We start from the raw sequence: 16,582 nt of genomic DNA, 5'->3' as shown, positions 1-16,582 counted from the left end.
TTGCTATGGACTCACAGGAAAGCAAAAAACTTGTCATCGAAGCAACCTTGGATAATTTGGGCAAGGTCAATGATTTTGTTGAGGAATTCTTGGAGGAACGGTCCTGTTCTTCCAAGGTCAAATTGCAGATGGAGCTGGTGGTAGAGGAAATATTTACCAATATTGCCAACTATGCCTATGGGGACGGCATAGGTAAGGTTACCATTGAGGGCAGTTTGGAGGACAATGCCGCTCAATTTAGGCTGAAATTTATGGATAAGGGCACTCCATATAACCCTTTGGAGCAGCCGGAGCCGGATATTACTGCCGGGGCCGATGATCGCCCGGTTGGGGGCTTGGGCATCTTTTTGGTAAAGAAAAATGTGGATGATATAACCTATCAGCATGAGGATGGCCAAAATATCCTTACTGTTGTGAAGTCTCTCTAGCAGGAAAAAAGCTATAGTAAAACGAATATTAACAGATTGAGGGACGGTATAAGTTGAAAGGGGAAAGTGCAATGGAAATAAAAAAGGAATTACAGGGAAGTAAGTTTAATATATCTTTGGTAGGTCGTCTGGATGCAATATCCGCCGGGGATTTGGATAAGGTTATTCAGAATGAGCTCAATGATGTTGATGAGCTGACCTTTGATTTTAGCGGACTTGATTTTGTGGCTTCAGCTGGCCTCAGAGTGCTTTTGGTGGCCCAGAAGCGTATGAATAAGCAGGGTACTATGAAAATTACCAATGTCAATGAAGATGTTATGGATGTATTGGAAATGACCGGTTTTTCCAATTTCCTTGATATAGTCGACTGATTCATGCTGGACTAAGGGTGATTTTATGTTAAAGAAGCTGCATGCAAAATGGTTTTTGCAGAAGGGCAGTATCCGCAGCCGCATTTTTCGTCTGCTGCTGCTGACCAGCATGACTATTTTTGTGATAATGGGAGCTTTGATGGCCTATAGTCTGTATGCTGTTAATGACGACTTTATGAGCCAGAGCGACCAGCTTAGTGACACCTCGGCCAATTATATGGAAAAGGTAACCAGTAAGGAGATAACAGAACGGTTGACTGATGTGGCTCAGACCCGGGCCAAGTCCATAGAAACAGAGCTGTGGGAGATTACCAATAACACCAGTTATTTGGCCAGTGGTGTGGAGAATATTCTTAGTCATCCTGAGTATTATGGGGATCGTCAGCTGCCTGATCCACGCTTTCAGCCTATAGTACCCGGTGAGGTTTATCTTCATCAGGGGGCCAGACTGCAGGCTGCAGGGGAGACACCGGCCATCAGACGGGAAATAGGGCTTATTTCCAATGTGGCGGCGTATATTGAACCAATGGCCCGCCAGTATCGGCATTATGAATCCTCCCTGTTTGTCGGCTCCAAGCATGGCTATATAATTGCTGCTGACAATGTTCCGGGCAAGGATTTTGTTCCCATGACGGAGGAGTTCCTTCAGACCTACGAACCGACGGAACGGGGCTGGTACAAGAATACTCAGGACCGGGGCAAGATTACGTTTAATGATATATATGTTGGGGCCGATGGATACCCAAGCTTCACTTGTTCTGCCCCATACAATGACGAGAACGGATTTGCCGGGGTAGTGGCTATTGCCTGCTCCGTAAAATCCATTTCTGATATAATGGAAAGCTCCCTTATGGGTGATACCGGTATCAGCTTTGTCATGAACAATAGGGGCAATATTATGCTGTCCACCAGTCACGATGGTGCGTTGTCTGATGTGAAGGGGACTAATCTGCGTAAAAGTGACAATATAAGTCTTTCATCGGCAGCTGTAAAAATGCTGGCAGGTGAAAAGGGCTGGCAGCTGGTGGAGCTGGATGGTGAGGAATACTTCCTGGCCTATGCCCCTATGTCAAAAATCAATTGGAGCTTTGGTACTCTGATTGCCAAATATGAGGTTATGACGCCTATCGTTATAGCCAGGGAAAATATAGTGGCCCAGGTGAATGACTTCCGCAAGATGATGAAGGGCCATATTGTCAATGTCGTTCTGGTGGCCATTATCAGTGTATGGTCTGCCCTGGTGCTGTTATTTAATCTCAGCTCCTGGCTTACCAACAGGTTTGTGGAGCCGATTAAAAAACTGACCAGTGGTGTACAGGAGATTGCGGACGGCAATCTGGAAAAGAAAATATCCCTGCGGACGGGGGATGAGCTGGAAAAGCTGGCCAAGGCCTTCAACAATATGACCGATGAGCTGCAAAATTACATGGATCACCTTACCAAGGCAACCATGGAAAAGGAGCATATTGCTACTGAGCTGGCCGTTGCCACGGATATCCAGGAAAGCATGCTGCCTCATACCTTCCCGTTTGCCCCGGAGCATACGGAATTTGATATTTATGCTACTATGCAGGCTGCCAAGGAGGTAGGCGGCGACTTCTACGATTTTTATATGGTGGATGATGAACATCTGCTCGTTACCATTGCTGACGTTTCCGGCAAGGGTATTCCGGCGGCTCTGTTTATGGTGGTTGCCAGAACCTTGCTGAAGAATTCCGGAATGGCCATAGATAATGTGGATGAGCTGGCCGAAGTGGTTGAACGGACCAATGACCAGCTGTGCCAGAACAACGATGCCATGATGTTTGTAACTGCCTTTGTGGGGATTTTGCATCTGCCAACGGGTCAGTTCAACTATGTCAATGCCGGACATAATCCGCCACTGCTTTACAGGGCCTCAGAGAACAGCTTTGAGTACTTGAAGGTGGAGCGGAACTTTGTCATGGGTGGTATGGATGGTATCAGCTACAAGGAGCAGAAGCTGACCCTTCAGAAAAATGACCGTCTGTTGCTGTATACCGACGGCGTAACCGAAGCCCTCAATGAAGCCAAAGAGCTCTTTGGGGAGAAGCGGCTGCTGGATGCCTTGAATAATGCCAAGGCTGGGGAAAAGACTACCCAGGAGCTGCTGCAGGATTTGAAGAATGTATTAAATGACTATGTGGGCCAGGCCCAGCAGTCTGATGATATGACCATGTTGGCCCTGCTGTACAATGGATCAGCTGATAAGTAAGGTAGCTAGGAGGACACAGGCATATGGGTGAATACATAAAGTTTCCTGATCTGTCCCAGGAGGACAAAAATGCCATAATGCAGCGCTATGACCTGCAGGAAGGCATTTTGAACACCAAGATAAAATATGTGCGGGAGCTGTCAGCAGACGAGTCTGACACCTTCAGTAAATGGGATGCTGACCATCCTATAGCTTCTGTCCTGCAGACCGTTTATAAAATAAACGGCAAGCTGTTGCCGTTGAAATTTAATGTGGCGGTGGACCGTGCCTTTGAACAGGAGGATGCCTTAAAGACCAATTTCATCATGGCCGGTGACCGTATGCTGGCCGTAGTAATGAATAAGCGCAATCCTGCCCTGGAAATCGGCTATAATAATTTTAAAAATCTGGACAAGGATGAGCTGGACAGTGAGCTGAGAAAGCACATGGAGGCTGATGTCCGTCTGGGCTTTGACCTTAAGCGGGGGCAATTGGCCCGATTGTCGGTGTTCAACACTGCTGAGGATGAGTATGCCATTATTGTTACTGCCGTGGAGGCTGTGACCTACAACTTTGATTTTCGCAGGGTTTTCCGTGCGGCCCTGAATCTTCCTGAGCCACCGGATATAGAGCGCATTATGGCCAATATTCGGGGGAGTGCGGGTACTGCTGCCGGACCGATTCGTGATTACTGGTCCAAGATGCTGACGGATATGCCGATTCCGGCCAAGGTTCCCCATTTGCGGTCCAAGGCCAGGAGGGGCATGAAATACAGCGAGGAAAACTATCTTGCCCATGTGCCCCGGACCATTATGTCTGACCTCAGGACCAAGGCTGAGTCAAATAAAATAATGCTCATGTCCATATTGCAGACAGCCTGGGGCTTTATGCTCCAGCAAACCAATGTCTCCAAGGACATCAGCTTCTGTCTGCTGGTTCCCCAGAAGAAAAAAGCAGACGGAGGGGCCAGTCCCCAGAGTCTGGTGCCTGTCCGGCTTCAGGTGGAGGAGGGCCAGACCGTCAAGGATCTGATAATGAAGGCCTTCAAGCAGTTCGTTGTTTCCCAGCCTTATGCTTCCTTGGGCCGTGAGGATATTATGAAGCTGGCGGGCCAGCAGGTGGCCAGCTTTGACCACTATCTGAATTTCTATGACTTCTTTACTGATAACAAGCCATACAGCGAAGTGGTTGGCTCCGCTGACGGCAAGATTGTCAGCCAGAAATATCTGGATGCCCGGGATGCCCTGTTGGAGCTGTCCTTCCGCAGTGAGGAGAACCAGGTGGTTTTGTCCGCCCATTACAATGGCACTGATTTTTCCCAGAATGATGTGCGGGTTCTCATGAATCATTATTTTCTGGTGCTGCAGCAGCTTCTTATCAGCTGGAACGAGCCTTTTGATAAATTCATGGAGCGTCTGGAGAAGCGGTGGCAGATTGAAGTGGAGCAGATGGAGGGGGACGGTGAAGAGCCCCGTGCCGTTGTTCAGGATGGTCTGTCGAAAATCAAGCTGTTTCAGGAGTGCGAGCAGGGTATCATCCAGCTCTTTATGGATGAGGCCAAAATCGCCACAAAGTTTGAGGGTGACCGCATAGCCGAGCAGGAAATCGAAGGCCACATGGTATTTGTACTTTCCGGCAAGGTGGCCCGCAGTATTGAAATCGGTGATGGCTGGTATAATACTCTGGATATTTTGAAGGAAAACAGCTGGGTTAATGAGACGGTGCTGCTGTCCAACCGTAAGGTGCGGGTGGCTGCCGAGGTACTGACGGAGCAGGCGGTTATTCTGACCCTGCCATTACTGTCACTTCAGGGGATTCTGAAGCGTTCCCCGGTTTTGGCGGTGAATATTATCAATCATTCCCTGCATCAGCTGGAGAAATTTCAGCGGCTGTGGATTCAGTCGTAATATAAAAGGTGGAAGCCGTGGCTTCCACCTTTTTTGTGTATCAGTAATGAAAGGTATTGGTACTTTTAGCCTATCATTTTATCCATTTTTATTAAGTATGAAGTTTATGGTGACGATAAAAGTATAGAAGAATGTTTCAAAAGAAAAGGATTTCGTACCGGTCAAAGGAGGAAATGACAATGGCAAATATGATTAATCATGCAAACCGAATCTCCCCCTTTAAGGATATGGGAGGCATTGGCAAAAGCAAGGCAAAGGGCAAGGGCAATGAATTCCAGAACAAGGTAGGCAAGGATTTTGACGTTTCCCTGACCAATCACGGCAAATTTTTTGCGGCAAGGGAAGCCAACCAGAAGAAGGATGCTTCTATTCAGGACGTTACTGAAAAGAAGTGGAATATAACTCCGGAAGAGGAGAAGCTCTCACCAAAGGCTCAGGAGTTTTTGGCAAAGCTGCGTGAACAGTATGGTGATTATGAATTCCTCATTGCTGATGGGGTAGAGAATCCATTGGATATTGCAGGGCCAAGCGACAAGAGCTATTTTGTCATGTTCACCACGGAAGAAATTGAGCGCATGGCTGAGGACGAAGAATACGCCAATCAGATGATGGGCAAGGTGGATTCCGGCGTCAACACATTGAATGAGCTGCAGGAAAATGGTGAATTGGGCGAGGGCGTACGTTTCAGCCGTCTTGGCATATCCTTTGATGAGGAAGGCAATATAAAGCTGTTTGCCGAGCTGGAGAAGTTCACCGAAAAGCAGGAGGAAATCCGCCAGGCTGCCATGGAAAAGCGGGCTGAGGACAAGAAGCTGAACCGTGACCACTCCAAGGCACCGCCACAGCGTCCAACAGTACCATCCCAGCAGGAGCTCACTATTGCCATCAAGGCCTATGGTGAGAAAAATTTCTATTCCACGGAGAATGTGTGGAATCTTCTGCAGAATGGCACCGGCATCAATGATGGCAACGGCAATGGCGTGTACAACAATTACACCGGTATAACCACCCAGTACAGTGCATATTATAATTTTGAAATAGAAGCTACCTTTACCACCACTGTTCAGGATGGGCTTTACAAGGCACACCACGGACCTCATGGCCATCATGGGCATCATCACCATGGGGCACCACGTCCGGCAGAAGCCGAAAATATGGAAGCTGCACCAGCTCAGCACCAGCGGCCTGAGGAAGCAGCACCAGCCAAGACTGTGCGCATAGAAGCCGGCTCTGTGGAGGAATTAATAGAAAAAGCAAAGGGTATTAATTGGGACGAGTAACTCCAAAAAAATAAAGGCTGTGAAATTTTTCACAGCCTTTTTTATGTTGTGTTATGCCTTGGTAAGAATGGTATACAGCACCAGCTGAAAGGCGGCCACGAATTTGGCCACGGCGGAAATGGTGTTGATAAAATCCAAATCCCTTTCTGTCATACGCATAAAGCGCTTCAAAACGTCATCCCTTATATTTGGAATCCGCAGGGCAGCAGCGATTTTCATGGTCTGCCTGAAGGACAGGAACTGATCAATGAGGAAAACCAGTATAAAGGCCAGAAACAAAAGGATTCTGGTGTAGAAATATTCCTCAAGGGTGTAGGCGTAGGTGTAAGCATAGGTATAGGTGAGATAAAAGCCTATGATATCCAATGCCATTATTCCCAGGAATAGGGCAACCATGGTTTTTCCCACAGCAGATGGGGTCATGGTACGGCACATGTCCATCAGCTCGTTATGAATGTCATCCCGCTCCTCATCACTGGAGTTAAGGAGAATTTTATACAGGGAGTAGCCATTGAATAAAATCCAAAATATGGCAAAAGCGTTTACAATTTCCATTGTGGGGCTCCTTTATGATAAACTCTTACAAATATGATTATAACGCAGTTTATCGTATTTTCCCATATTATACGGCAAAATAATCCATTAGTACAGTTTATGCTAAATGTCCTTGACTTTTTTAGGACTATAGAATATCATGAATTAGTAAACTGAATATGAACTCATCAAGAGCAGTGGAGGGACTGGCCCTGTGAAGCTGCGGCAACCATTGGCATATGAAGATGTGCCGAAACGGTGCTAATTCCTGAAGGCTATCCGCCTTAAGATGAGAGATTTATATGAGCTCTCTCTTTGAAGAGAGTTTTTTTATTGACAATTTTCATTTAAATATAAGTACGGTGTTTTCATATTTCAGCAAGAAGTAATCTTTATTTAAGGAGGCGTTTTAATGAGTAAACGTTTATTGTTCACCTCTGAGTCTGTTACTGAGGGCCATCCTGACAAAATCGCAGACCAGATTTCCGACAGCATTCTGGACGCTATTCTGGAACAGGACCCTATGGGCCGTGTAGCCTGCGAGACCCTGGTTACTACTGGTCAGGCCCATATTGCCGGTGAGATTTCCACCAGCTGCTATGTAGATATTTCCAAAATTGTTCGTGATACTATCCGTAGAATCGGTTATATCAGAGCCAAGTACGGCTTTGATGCTGATACCTGTGGTATTCTTATTTCCCTTGATGAGCAGTCTCCTGATATTGCCCAGGGTGTAGACAAGGCTCTGGAGGCCCGTGAGGGTGAGATGAGCGAGGAAGAGGCTACCGGTGCCGGCGACCAGGGTATGATGTTCGGCTATGCCTGCAACGAGACCCCTGAGTTCATGCCAACTCCTATTGCCTTGGCTCATCGTCTGTCCCGTCGTCTTACTGAGGTTCGCAAGAACGGCACTCTGCCATATCTCCGTCCGGACGGCAAGACCCAGGTTACCGTTGCTTACGAGAACGGCAAGCCTGTAGCTATTGATACCATCGTTATTTCCACTCAGCATGATGAGAAGGTTTCCTTGGAGCAGATCCGCAAGGACCTCATTGAGCACGTTGTAAAGCCTGTTATTCCTGCTGAGCTTCTCAGTGACGATACCAAGTATTTCATTAACCCTACCGGCAAGTTCGTTATCGGCGGCCCTCAGGGTGACTGCGGTCTTACTGGCCGTAAGATTATCGTTGATACCTATGGCGGCATGGCCCGTCATGGCGGCGGTGCATTCTCCGGCAAGGATCCAACAAAGGTAGACCGCTCCGGTGCTTATGCAGCCCGCTATGTAGCCAAGAATATCGTTGCTGCTGGTCTGGCTGACAAGGCTGAGGTTCAGCTGGCTTATGCTATCGGCGTGGCAAAGCCTGTATCCATCATGGTTGATACCTTTGGCACCGGCAAGGTTGATGACCGTACCCTGGAGGAGCTGGTTCAGAAGAACTTCGATTTGCGTCCGGCCGGCATTATCAAGATGCTTAACCTCCGCCGTCCTATCTATGCTAAGACTGCGGCTTATGGTCACTTTGGCCGTACCGACATAGATTTGCCTTGGGAGCATACTGACAAGGCTGATGCATTGAAGGCTCAGGCTGGTATCTGATTCGGATATACTGAAAATATGAAGTGGGGCACAAGAAATTGTGCTCCATTTTTATTTGATTATGAAGGAAACTTCTAGGGAAAAAACAATTGACATTATATAGCGTCTATAATAATATTAGTATGCTGAAATTTAAGATGATGTTATTGTAGGAGGAGCGTAGGACTCCTTTTTCTATGTATGGGAGGAATTTTAATACTATGAGTAAGAATGAAAATTTGAGAAATATCGCGATTATTGCTCACGTAGACCACGGCAAGACCACACTGGTAGATGCAATGCTGCAGCAGAGCCACATCTTCCGTGACAATGAGCAGGTTGCAGAGCGCGTAATGGACTCTGGTGACCTGGAGCGCGAGCGTGGTATTACCATTCTTTCCAAAAATACTGCAATTATGTACGAGGGTACCAAGATCAACATCGTTGATACCCCGGGCCATGCTGACTTCGGTGGTGAGGTACAGCGTGTACTGAACATGGTTGACGGTGTAGTTCTGCTGGTTGATGCCTTTGAGGGCCCAATGCCACAGACCAAGTACGTTCTCCGCAAGGCACTGGAGCAGGGGCTGAAGCCAATCGTTGTAATCAACAAGATTGACCGTCCTGACCAGCGTGTGGATGAAGTATACGACGAAGTTCTGGAGCTCTTTATGGAGCTGGATGCTGATGATGATCAGCTGGACTTCCCTTGCATTTATGCTACTGCCCGTGATGGCGTTGCCAAGTACAGCATGGAGGATGACAACGATAATCTGAAGCCTCTTATGGAGACCATTGTCAAGGAGATTCCTTGCCCACAGGGTGATGCAGATGGTCCTCTCCAGATGATGGTTACTACCCTGGAGTCTGACGAGTATGTTGGCAAGCTGGCTGTAGGCCGTATTATCCGTGGCTGCGTAAAGCCTAACCAGTCCGTAGTTCTGCTGGACGGTGATTCCCAGACCAAGGCAAAGGTTGGCAAGGTATATGCTTATCAGGGCCTGAACCGCGTAGAGGTTGAGGAAGCCAAGATGGGTGAAATCGTTTGTCTGACTGGTCTTGGCAATGTAAGCATTGGTCACACCGTAGCTGATGCCGAGAATCCTGAGGCACTGCCTACCATCAATATTGACGAGCCTACCCTGTCCATGACCTTCGGTGTAAACACCAGCCCATTTGCCGGCCGTGAGGGTCAGTTCGTAACCTCCCGTCACCTTCGTGACCGTCTCTTCAAGGAGGTTGAGACCAACGTTTCCCTCCGTGTAGAGGAAACTGATTCTGCTGATGTATTCAAGGTTTCCGGCCGTGGTGAGCTGCATCTGTCCATTCTTATTGAGACCATGCGTCGTGAGGGCTATGAGCTCCAGGTTGGTAAGCCAGAGGTAGTATATAAGGAAATTAACGGCCAGAAGTGCGAGCCAATGGAGAATCTGACTATTGAGGTTCCACAGGAGTACATGGGCACAGTTATGGAGTCCCTTGGTACCCGCAAGGCTGAGTTGGCCAACATGACCGAGGTATCCGGCTACATGCGTATGGAGTTCCTGATTCCTGCCCGTGGTCTCATTGGTTTCCGTAGCGAGCTGCTGACCAACACCAAGGGTAACGGTATCATGAACCATGTATTCTCCGGCTATGTGCCTTACAAGGGTGATATCCCAGGCCGTACCCGTGGTTCTCTGGTAGCCTTCGAGCAGGGCGAGACCACCGGCTATGGTATTTACAATCTTCAGGATCGCGGTACCATGTTCATTTCCCCTGGCCAGGCTGTATATGAGGGCATGATCGTTGGTGAGAATACCCGTGATATCGATATGGATATTAATCCATGCAAGGCTAAGCACGTATCCAACATGCGTACATCTTCTTCTGATGAAGCAATCCGCTTGACTCCTCCTCGTATTCTGAGCTTGGAGCAGGCACTTGAGTATATTAATGATGACGAGCTGGTAGAGGTAACTCCTGACAGCATTCGTCTGCGTAAGACCATTCTTGACAAGGTAGTTCGTGGTAGAGCAAGCAAGAACGCTCGTAAGGAAAGTTAATTTTAACTTTTAGTCTTCTTGTCATAGGCCTTTAGACTCATTTTTTAAAAAAATAAAGAAATTCGCAAAATAAGCAGGACAAAACCTGCTTATAGCGAATATAATAAGAAGTACCCGGTATGGGCATTTTTCTAAGAACTTATATTTTTTAATTTTATTCTTTTATTTAATGAATTTGGACTTATTTATTGGAGGGCGGACGTTGTGAGTATTCTAAAGAAATTGGAAGACTTCTTCGCACCGGTTGAGGTTGAAGACGAACTGTATGTGGACGAAGAAGAGGTTGTTGAGGAGCAGGTTGAGCGTAAGGTTGTAGGGGGCAGCACAGCCAGTGTTGTAAAACCAGCCGCAGCGCCTGTAAAGAGACCAACTCTTACTTTGCATACCGACAACAGCAAGCGTACTGCTGAGATGAAAATCAAGATTTTCATGCCACAGCGTTTTGATGATGTTCGTGAGGTTGCTGACGCTTTGAAGGCAAAGAATTCTGCTATCGTAAACTATGAGCGTGTTGAGCTTCCTGAACAGCAGCGTATCTGTGATTTCCTTAATGGCGTATGCTATATTCAGGACGGCTTTGTTCATCGTATTTCCAACACCATGGTTCTCTATGCACCAAATGGCGTTGAGATTAACGAGATGAAGTCTGTAGCTGCTACTTTATAAGAAATGTGAATTAATTGAGGCTGTTGCGCTAGTAACAGTCTCTTTTGACTTGCTGAATATATTGACAAAAAGCAGGTTATTACTTATAATATTATAGTAAATTTTGTATTTCATGTGAGTGCCATATGCGGCACTCATTATTTATTGAGTAAAGGAGTTTTTGGTAATGGCAGACAAGAGTGTACTTCTCACAGCTGATGGTTTGAAAAAACTGCAGGAGAAACTTGATTATTTAAAAAGTGTAAAAAGACTTGAGGTAGCTGATCGTCTGAAAGCTGCCATCGCTCTGGGTGACCTTTCCGAGAACTCCGAGTATGATGATGCCAAGAATGAGCAGGCCTTCCTGGAGGGTGAAATCGCAGAGCTGGAGGAGAAGATCCGTCACGCCAAGATTATTGAGAACAGTGCTGACAGCAACGTGGTTTCCATGGGCTCCAAGATTGTATTGAAGGATTTGGAGTTTGACGAGACTGAGGTGTATCAGCTGGTAGGCTCCACCGAGGCTGACCCTGATGAGGGCAAGATTTCCAACGAATCTCCTGTAGGTGCCGCTATCATCGGTAAAACCGTGGGCGAAGTAGTAGAGGTTCATGTTGGTGAGAATATCATCAACTACGAGATTGTTGAGATTAAGCACTGATTTATATAGGAGAATGTAAAGTGGCAGAAAATAAGGAAAATGCTCCTGTTCAGCAGGATATGAATGAATTGTTGAAGGTTCGCCGGGACAAGCTGGCTGCCTTCAGAGAAATGGGTGTAGCTCCTTTTGGCCATCGTTTTGAGGTTTCCCACCACAATGCTGCTATTCTTGAGCAGTATGCTCATCTTGAGGGTGAGGACGAGAGCGAGGATGAAGTTGCTATTGCCGGCCGTCTCATGGCTATCCGTGGTCATGGCAAGGCCAGCTTCTCCGTTATTATGGACCGTACCAGCCGTATCCAGATTTATTTCAAGCTGGATGTACTGGGTGAGGAGAAGTACAAGCAGTTTAAGCTGCTGGATATTGGTGATATTATCGGTGTAAAGGGTCATGTATTCCGTACCCGCCGTGGTGAGCTCACTGTTCGTGTAGATGACTTTGATTTGCTGTCCAAGTCCCTGCGTCCATTGCCTGAGAAGTTCCATGGCCTCACTGATACCGAAATCCGCTATCGTCAGCGTTATGTGGATCTCATCATGAACCCTGAGGTTATGAATACCTTTGTGGCCCGTACCAATATTATTAAGTCCATCCGTAATTATTTGGATTCCCGTGACTTCCTGGAGGTTGAGACTCCAGTATTGGGTACTATTGCCGGCGGTGCAGCTGCCCGTCCGTTCATTACCCATCACAACACCCTGGATTTGGATATGTACCTTCGCATTGCAACTGAGCTGAATTTGAAGCGTCTGGTTGTAGGCGGCATGGAGCGTGTATATGAAATCGGTCGTGTATTCCGCAACGAGGGTATGGATGTTCGTCATAATCCGGAGTTTACCTCCATTGAGATTTATCAGGCTTATGCTGATTACAATGACCTGATGGACGTTACAGAGGGTATTGTCCGTGATGCTGCCATGGCAGTCTGCGGCAGCCTCCAGGTGGATTATCAGGGCACTACCATTGATTATTCCAGCTTCAAGCGCATCAGCATGAACGATGCAGTCAAGGAAGCCACCGGCAAGGATTTCCTCAGCTGTGAGACTGTAGAGGAAGCCCGTGCAATGGCTGATGAAATCGGCGTTCCTTACGAGAAGCGCTTTGGTATTGGCGGTATCCTCAATGCAGCCTTCGAGGAGAAGGTGGAGGAGACCCTGATTCAGCCAACCTTCATTACCGGCCATCCAACTGAGATTTCTCCGTTGGCTAAGCGCAATCCTGAGGACCCTCGCATTACTGACCGTTTCGAGTGCTTCGTATACGGCCGTGAGCTGGCCAATGGCTTTACCGAGCTTAATGACCCAATTGACCAGGAGGGTCGTTTCCTCGATCAGCTTAAGGCCCGTGAGGATGGTGACGATGAGGCCCATATGATGGACCGCGACTTCATCACTGCCCTGGAATATGGTCTGCCACCAACAGGCGGCCTGGGTATCGGTGTGGACCGTCTGGTTATGTTCCTCACTGACAGCGCATCCATCCGTGATGTTCTGCTGTTCCCGACCATGAAGCCACTGGCTGAATAATCTGATACTATTCGGTACAATTTGTTTTTTCGGAGCTGTTTCCCGTGATACAGCTCCTTTTTTATGTTATTTGGAAAATATCACGGAGGGAAGCTGCTGTTTTTATATCTGTTATATATGCTGAAGCTATGATACAATGGGGAACAAGTTAATTATTCTTTTATGTGAGAGCGTGTTTTAAATGAAAAATAAAATCCTTAGTATGTTGCAACGGATTGGTCAAAGCTTTATGCTGCCCGTTGCAGTTATGCCAATTGCGGGTATTTTGTTGGGCATTGGTGCTTCCTTTACAAATCCGACTACCATCAGCAGCTATGGACTTGAATCCATACTTGGCGATGGCACGGTGCTGCATTCACTGTTGGTGGTTATGCATTCTACAGGCGGAGCTATTTTTAGTAACCTGCCTATTATTTTTGCCGTAGGCGTGGCCATTGGCATGGCAAAGGCAGAGAAGGAGGTTGCGGCCCTGTCTGCCATGATTTCCTTTTTCGTTATGCATGTTTCATGTAACGCAATGCTGCAAATTACGGGCAGGATTCTGGCTGACGGATCCATTGCCCCTGGGGTACTGGAGGGAACCATTGCCCCAAGCTGTGGCATTATGTCTCTGCAGATGGGGGTATTTGGTGGTATCATTGTGGGTATTGGAGTTTCCATACTGCACAACCGTTATTATAAGATTGTTTTGCCTTCTACCTTGTCCTTCTTCGGAGGCTCCAGATTTATTCCGATTATATCCACGATAGTATTTTTGTTTGTAGGTATTATAATGACCTTTATCTGGCCCTTTGCTCAGGACATTATTTTTGGCCTTGGCAATGTGGTTACGGGAACAGGCTATATCGGTACCTTGATTTTCGGTGTCGTAAAGCGTGCATTGATTCCCTTTGGCCTGCATCACGTGTTTTATTTGCCCTTCTGGCAGACCGGCGTGGGAGGTACCATGATGGTGGATGGTCAGCTTATCCAGGGTGGCCAGAATATCTTCTTCGCCCAGGTGGCCTCACCTAATGTGGAACACTTCAGCTCTGATGCGACCCGTTATTTTTCTGGTGAGTTTATTTTTATGATTTTCGGCCTTCCGGGTGCCGCTTTGGCCATGTATCGTTGCGCCCGTCCTGAAAAGAAGAAGATTGTGGGCGGTTTAATGCTTTCGGCAGCCCTGACTTCCATGCTGACCGGTATCACAGAACCAATTGAGTTCTCCTTCCTCTTTGCAGCTCCGTTGCTCTTCGGTGTGCAGGTTATTCTGGCCGGTGCAGCCTACATGATTGCCCATATGCTGAATATCGCAGTGGGTCTTACCTTCTCCGGAGGCTTCCTTGAGCTGTTAATCTTCGGTATTATGCAGGGTAATGACAAGACAAGCTGGATGCTGATTATCCCGGTTGGTATTATTTACTTTTTCCTGTATTACTTTTCCTTCTATTTCCTTATCAAGAGGTTTGATTTCAAGACTCCGGGCCGTGAGGATGATGAGGAGGAGACCAAGCTTTACAACAAAGATAATATTGAAGCCTGATGGAGAGGCGTTAGCTTCTGGAAACTATATATAAAAGCAGGGGCTATGTTTGTAGCGACGATACAGACATAGCCTCTGCTTTTTTAATTGCTCATTCTTATTTTTGATTAATTTTGATTAATTCTGACGGATTATGCTTGACTTTGACGGAGTCTGACAGTATTATAAATGCAGAAATCAAATTTTAGGAGGGTGAAAGCCGTGCTTACCGAGGAGAGGTATGCTGCCATATTAAAGATTTTAGGGGAAAAAAAGGCGGTCACGGTTCTTGAGCTGACCAAGGCATTGCAGATTTCGGAGTCCACGGTGCGCCGGGATTTAAGTGCCCTGCACCGCAGCGGACGGCTGTACAAGGTCTACGGCGGTGCCACAACCATCGATAACAATTACTCAAAGGCTGAGGAGGATATGCAGACCAAGCAGGATTTGTATCCGGAGGAAAAGGTTGCTATCGGCCGCAAAGCCGCAGAGCTCATAAATGGTGAGGATTTTGTTTACATAGATGCCGGTTCCACCACATTGCATCTCATTGATTTTCTGACGGAGAAGAATACGACCTTTGTGACTAACGGTATGCAGCACGCAGTGCGCCTGCTGGCCAAGGGCTTCAAGGTGTTCATCATCGGCGGAGCAGTAAAGGCCGTCACTGAAGCCGTGGTGGGGGCAGAGGCCGTGAAAAGTCTTGAGGGCTACAATTTTACCAAGGGGTTTTTCGGAACAAACGGAATAAGCCCAAAATCCGGTTTTTCCACGCCGGATGCCGATGAGGGGGCCGTTAAAAGCGAGGCCCTGGCACGATGCAAGAGTGCCTATGTGCTGGCTGACCGTTCAAAGTTCAACAAGATTTCCCCAATTACCTTTGCGGATATTTCCAGCGCTACTATCATAACCGGACGGTTGGAGGATAAGAAATATCTCGATTATACCACCGTCCTGGAAGGAGAGTGAGGGAATGATTTACACCGTAACCTTTAATCCGTCACTGGATTATAATGTGCGTCTGGATCATTTTACCGCCGGGGAAATCAACCGGGTGAATTATGAGCAGGTTTTAGGCGGCGGCAAGGGAATAAATGTGTCCATTGTGCTGAAAAATCTTGGCCATGACAGCACTGCCCTGGGGTTTGTGGCTGGCTTTACAGGTGAGGAAATCAAGAGGCAGCTGCAGGAGTTTGGGGTCAAAAACGATTTTGTACAGCTGGAGCAGGGCTTCAGCCGCATAAATGTGAAGGTTAAGGCCGACAAGGAAACAGAGATAAACGGGCAGGGACCGGACATCAGCGAAAAAAAGCAGGGGGAGCTTTTTTCAAAGCTGGATAAGCTGGTGGCAGGAGATACCCTGGTACTGGCCGGCTCCATTCCCAAAACCCTGCCGGATGACATTTATCAGCGTATCATGGCACGGCTGGAGGACAAGGACATCCGCATAGTTGTTGATGCGGAAAAGAAGCTTCTTCTGAATGTTCTGCAATATGGTCCTTTCCTGATTAAGCCCAACAATCACGAACTGGGGGATATGTTCGGTGTGAAGCTTACCAGCCATGAAGAAATAATTACCTACGCCAGAAAGCTGCAGGAAAAGGGAGCACAAAATGTTCTGGTATCCATGGCTGGGGATGGAGCCATTCTCCTGACAGCGGCGGGAGAAGCCTATAGGTGTCCGGCTCCAAAGGGGACCCTGGTGAACTCCGTGGGGGCAGGGGACTCCATGGTGGCCGGGTTTATCACAGGCTTCATGGAATCAGGCGGCGACTTTGAACGGGCTTTCCGCATGGGAGTGGCCACCGGGTCGGCTTCGGCCTTCAGCGAAAATCTGGCTACGCGGCCGGAAGTAGAGGAGCTTTTAAAAAGTATTGCGTAATCGCCAGT

Annotated in this window: 13 protein-coding genes, 1 pseudogene and 1 riboswitch; of the genes and pseudogenes, 13 read left to right on the top strand and 1 reads right to left on the bottom strand. The window is 47.5% G+C overall.

What is annotated here, in order from left to right; translation table 11 throughout:
- The first annotated feature begins 5 nt into the window (after positions 1–5).
- The 5 genes from D081_RS03330 (at position 6) to D081_RS03310 (ending at position 6,198) form a co-directional block, all read left to right on the top strand.
- Positions 6–428, top strand: coding sequence for an ATP-binding protein (locus D081_RS03330; protein WP_085022718.1), 423 nt, complete (start codon positions 6–8; stop codon positions 426–428).
- 71 nt (positions 429–499) lie between these two features.
- On the top strand, positions 500–799 hold the full coding sequence (locus D081_RS03325) for an STAS domain-containing protein (protein WP_085022717.1): 300 nt from the start codon (positions 500–502) through the stop codon (positions 797–799).
- 25 nt (positions 800–824) lie between these two features.
- The gene (locus D081_RS03320; RefSeq protein ID WP_085022716.1) at positions 825–3,032 is read left to right on the top strand and encodes a SpoIIE family protein phosphatase; all 2,208 of its coding nucleotides are present in this window, start codon (positions 825–827) and stop codon (positions 3,030–3,032) included.
- 23 nt (positions 3,033–3,055) lie between these two features.
- Positions 3,056–4,918 carry a condensation domain-containing protein gene (locus tag D081_RS03315; RefSeq protein ID WP_085022715.1) on the top strand — a complete coding sequence of 621 codons (1,863 nt, stop codon included), beginning with the start codon at positions 3,056–3,058 and terminating at the stop codon, positions 4,916–4,918.
- A 179-nt stretch (positions 4,919–5,097) separates the two neighbouring features.
- The gene (locus D081_RS03310; protein ID WP_085022714.1) at positions 5,098–6,198 is read left to right on the top strand and encodes a DUF6033 family protein; all 1,101 of its coding nucleotides are present in this window, start codon (positions 5,098–5,100) and stop codon (positions 6,196–6,198) included.
- 51 nt (positions 6,199–6,249) lie between these two features.
- Here the strand turns inward: D081_RS03310 and D081_RS03305 are convergent, their stop codons facing one another.
- Positions 6,250–6,753, bottom strand: a complete 504-nt coding sequence (locus D081_RS03305) for a hypothetical protein (RefSeq protein ID WP_085022713.1) — start codon at positions 6,751–6,753, stop codon at positions 6,250–6,252.
- A gap of 161 nt (positions 6,754–6,914) precedes the next feature.
- Positions 6,915–7,028, top strand: a riboswitch (SAM riboswitch).
- Between the two features lie 116 nt (positions 7,029–7,144).
- On the opposite strand from D081_RS03305, the gene metK reads away from it, so the two are divergent.
- The 8 genes and pseudogenes from metK (at position 7,145) to pfkB (ending at position 16,574) form a co-directional block, all read left to right on the top strand.
- Positions 7,145–8,332, top strand: a complete 1,188-nt coding sequence (gene metK, locus D081_RS03300; RefSeq protein WP_085022712.1) for a methionine adenosyltransferase — start codon at positions 7,145–7,147, stop codon at positions 8,330–8,332.
- A 200-nt stretch (positions 8,333–8,532) separates the two neighbouring features.
- Entirely contained in the window at positions 8,533–10,356 is a 1,824-nt protein-coding gene (gene typA, locus D081_RS03295) for a translational GTPase TypA (RefSeq protein ID WP_085022711.1), read from the top strand.
- A 204-nt stretch (positions 10,357–10,560) separates the two neighbouring features.
- Positions 10,561–11,022, top strand: a complete 462-nt coding sequence (locus tag D081_RS03290; protein ID WP_085022710.1) for a cell division protein SepF — start codon at positions 10,561–10,563, stop codon at positions 11,020–11,022.
- 166 nt (positions 11,023–11,188) lie between these two features.
- Positions 11,189–11,662 (top strand): transcription elongation factor GreA, encoded by a 474-nt coding sequence (gene greA / locus D081_RS03285; RefSeq protein ID WP_085022709.1) that lies wholly within the window; start codon positions 11,189–11,191, stop codon positions 11,660–11,662.
- Between the two features lie 59 nt (positions 11,663–11,721).
- Positions 11,722–13,188: a lysine--tRNA ligase gene (gene lysS, locus D081_RS03280; RefSeq protein WP_143272119.1), complete on the top strand. Its 1,467-nt coding sequence runs from the start codon at positions 11,722–11,724 to the stop codon at positions 13,186–13,188.
- A 181-nt stretch (positions 13,189–13,369) separates the two neighbouring features.
- Positions 13,370–14,710 (top strand): annotated as a pseudogene (locus D081_RS03275) (PTS transporter subunit EIIC); the annotation flags it as partial.
- Between the two features lie 204 nt (positions 14,711–14,914).
- Positions 14,915–15,661 carry a DeoR/GlpR family DNA-binding transcription regulator gene (locus D081_RS03270; protein ID WP_085022707.1) on the top strand — a complete coding sequence of 249 codons (747 nt, stop codon included), beginning with the start codon at positions 14,915–14,917 and terminating at the stop codon, positions 15,659–15,661.
- A gap of 4 nt (positions 15,662–15,665) precedes the next feature.
- Positions 15,666–16,574, top strand: coding sequence for a 1-phosphofructokinase (gene pfkB / locus D081_RS03265; RefSeq protein ID WP_085022706.1), 909 nt, complete (start codon positions 15,666–15,668; stop codon positions 16,572–16,574).
- Positions 16,575–16,582 lie beyond the last annotated feature (8 nt).

The organism is Anaerovibrio sp. JC8 (genome assembly GCF_002100115.1).
Lineage (GTDB): Bacteria > Bacillota > Negativicutes > Selenomonadales > Selenomonadaceae > Anaerovibrio.
The sequence above is the reverse complement of the archived record's forward strand: the minus strand, read 5'-3'. Positions and strand labels throughout refer to the sequence as shown.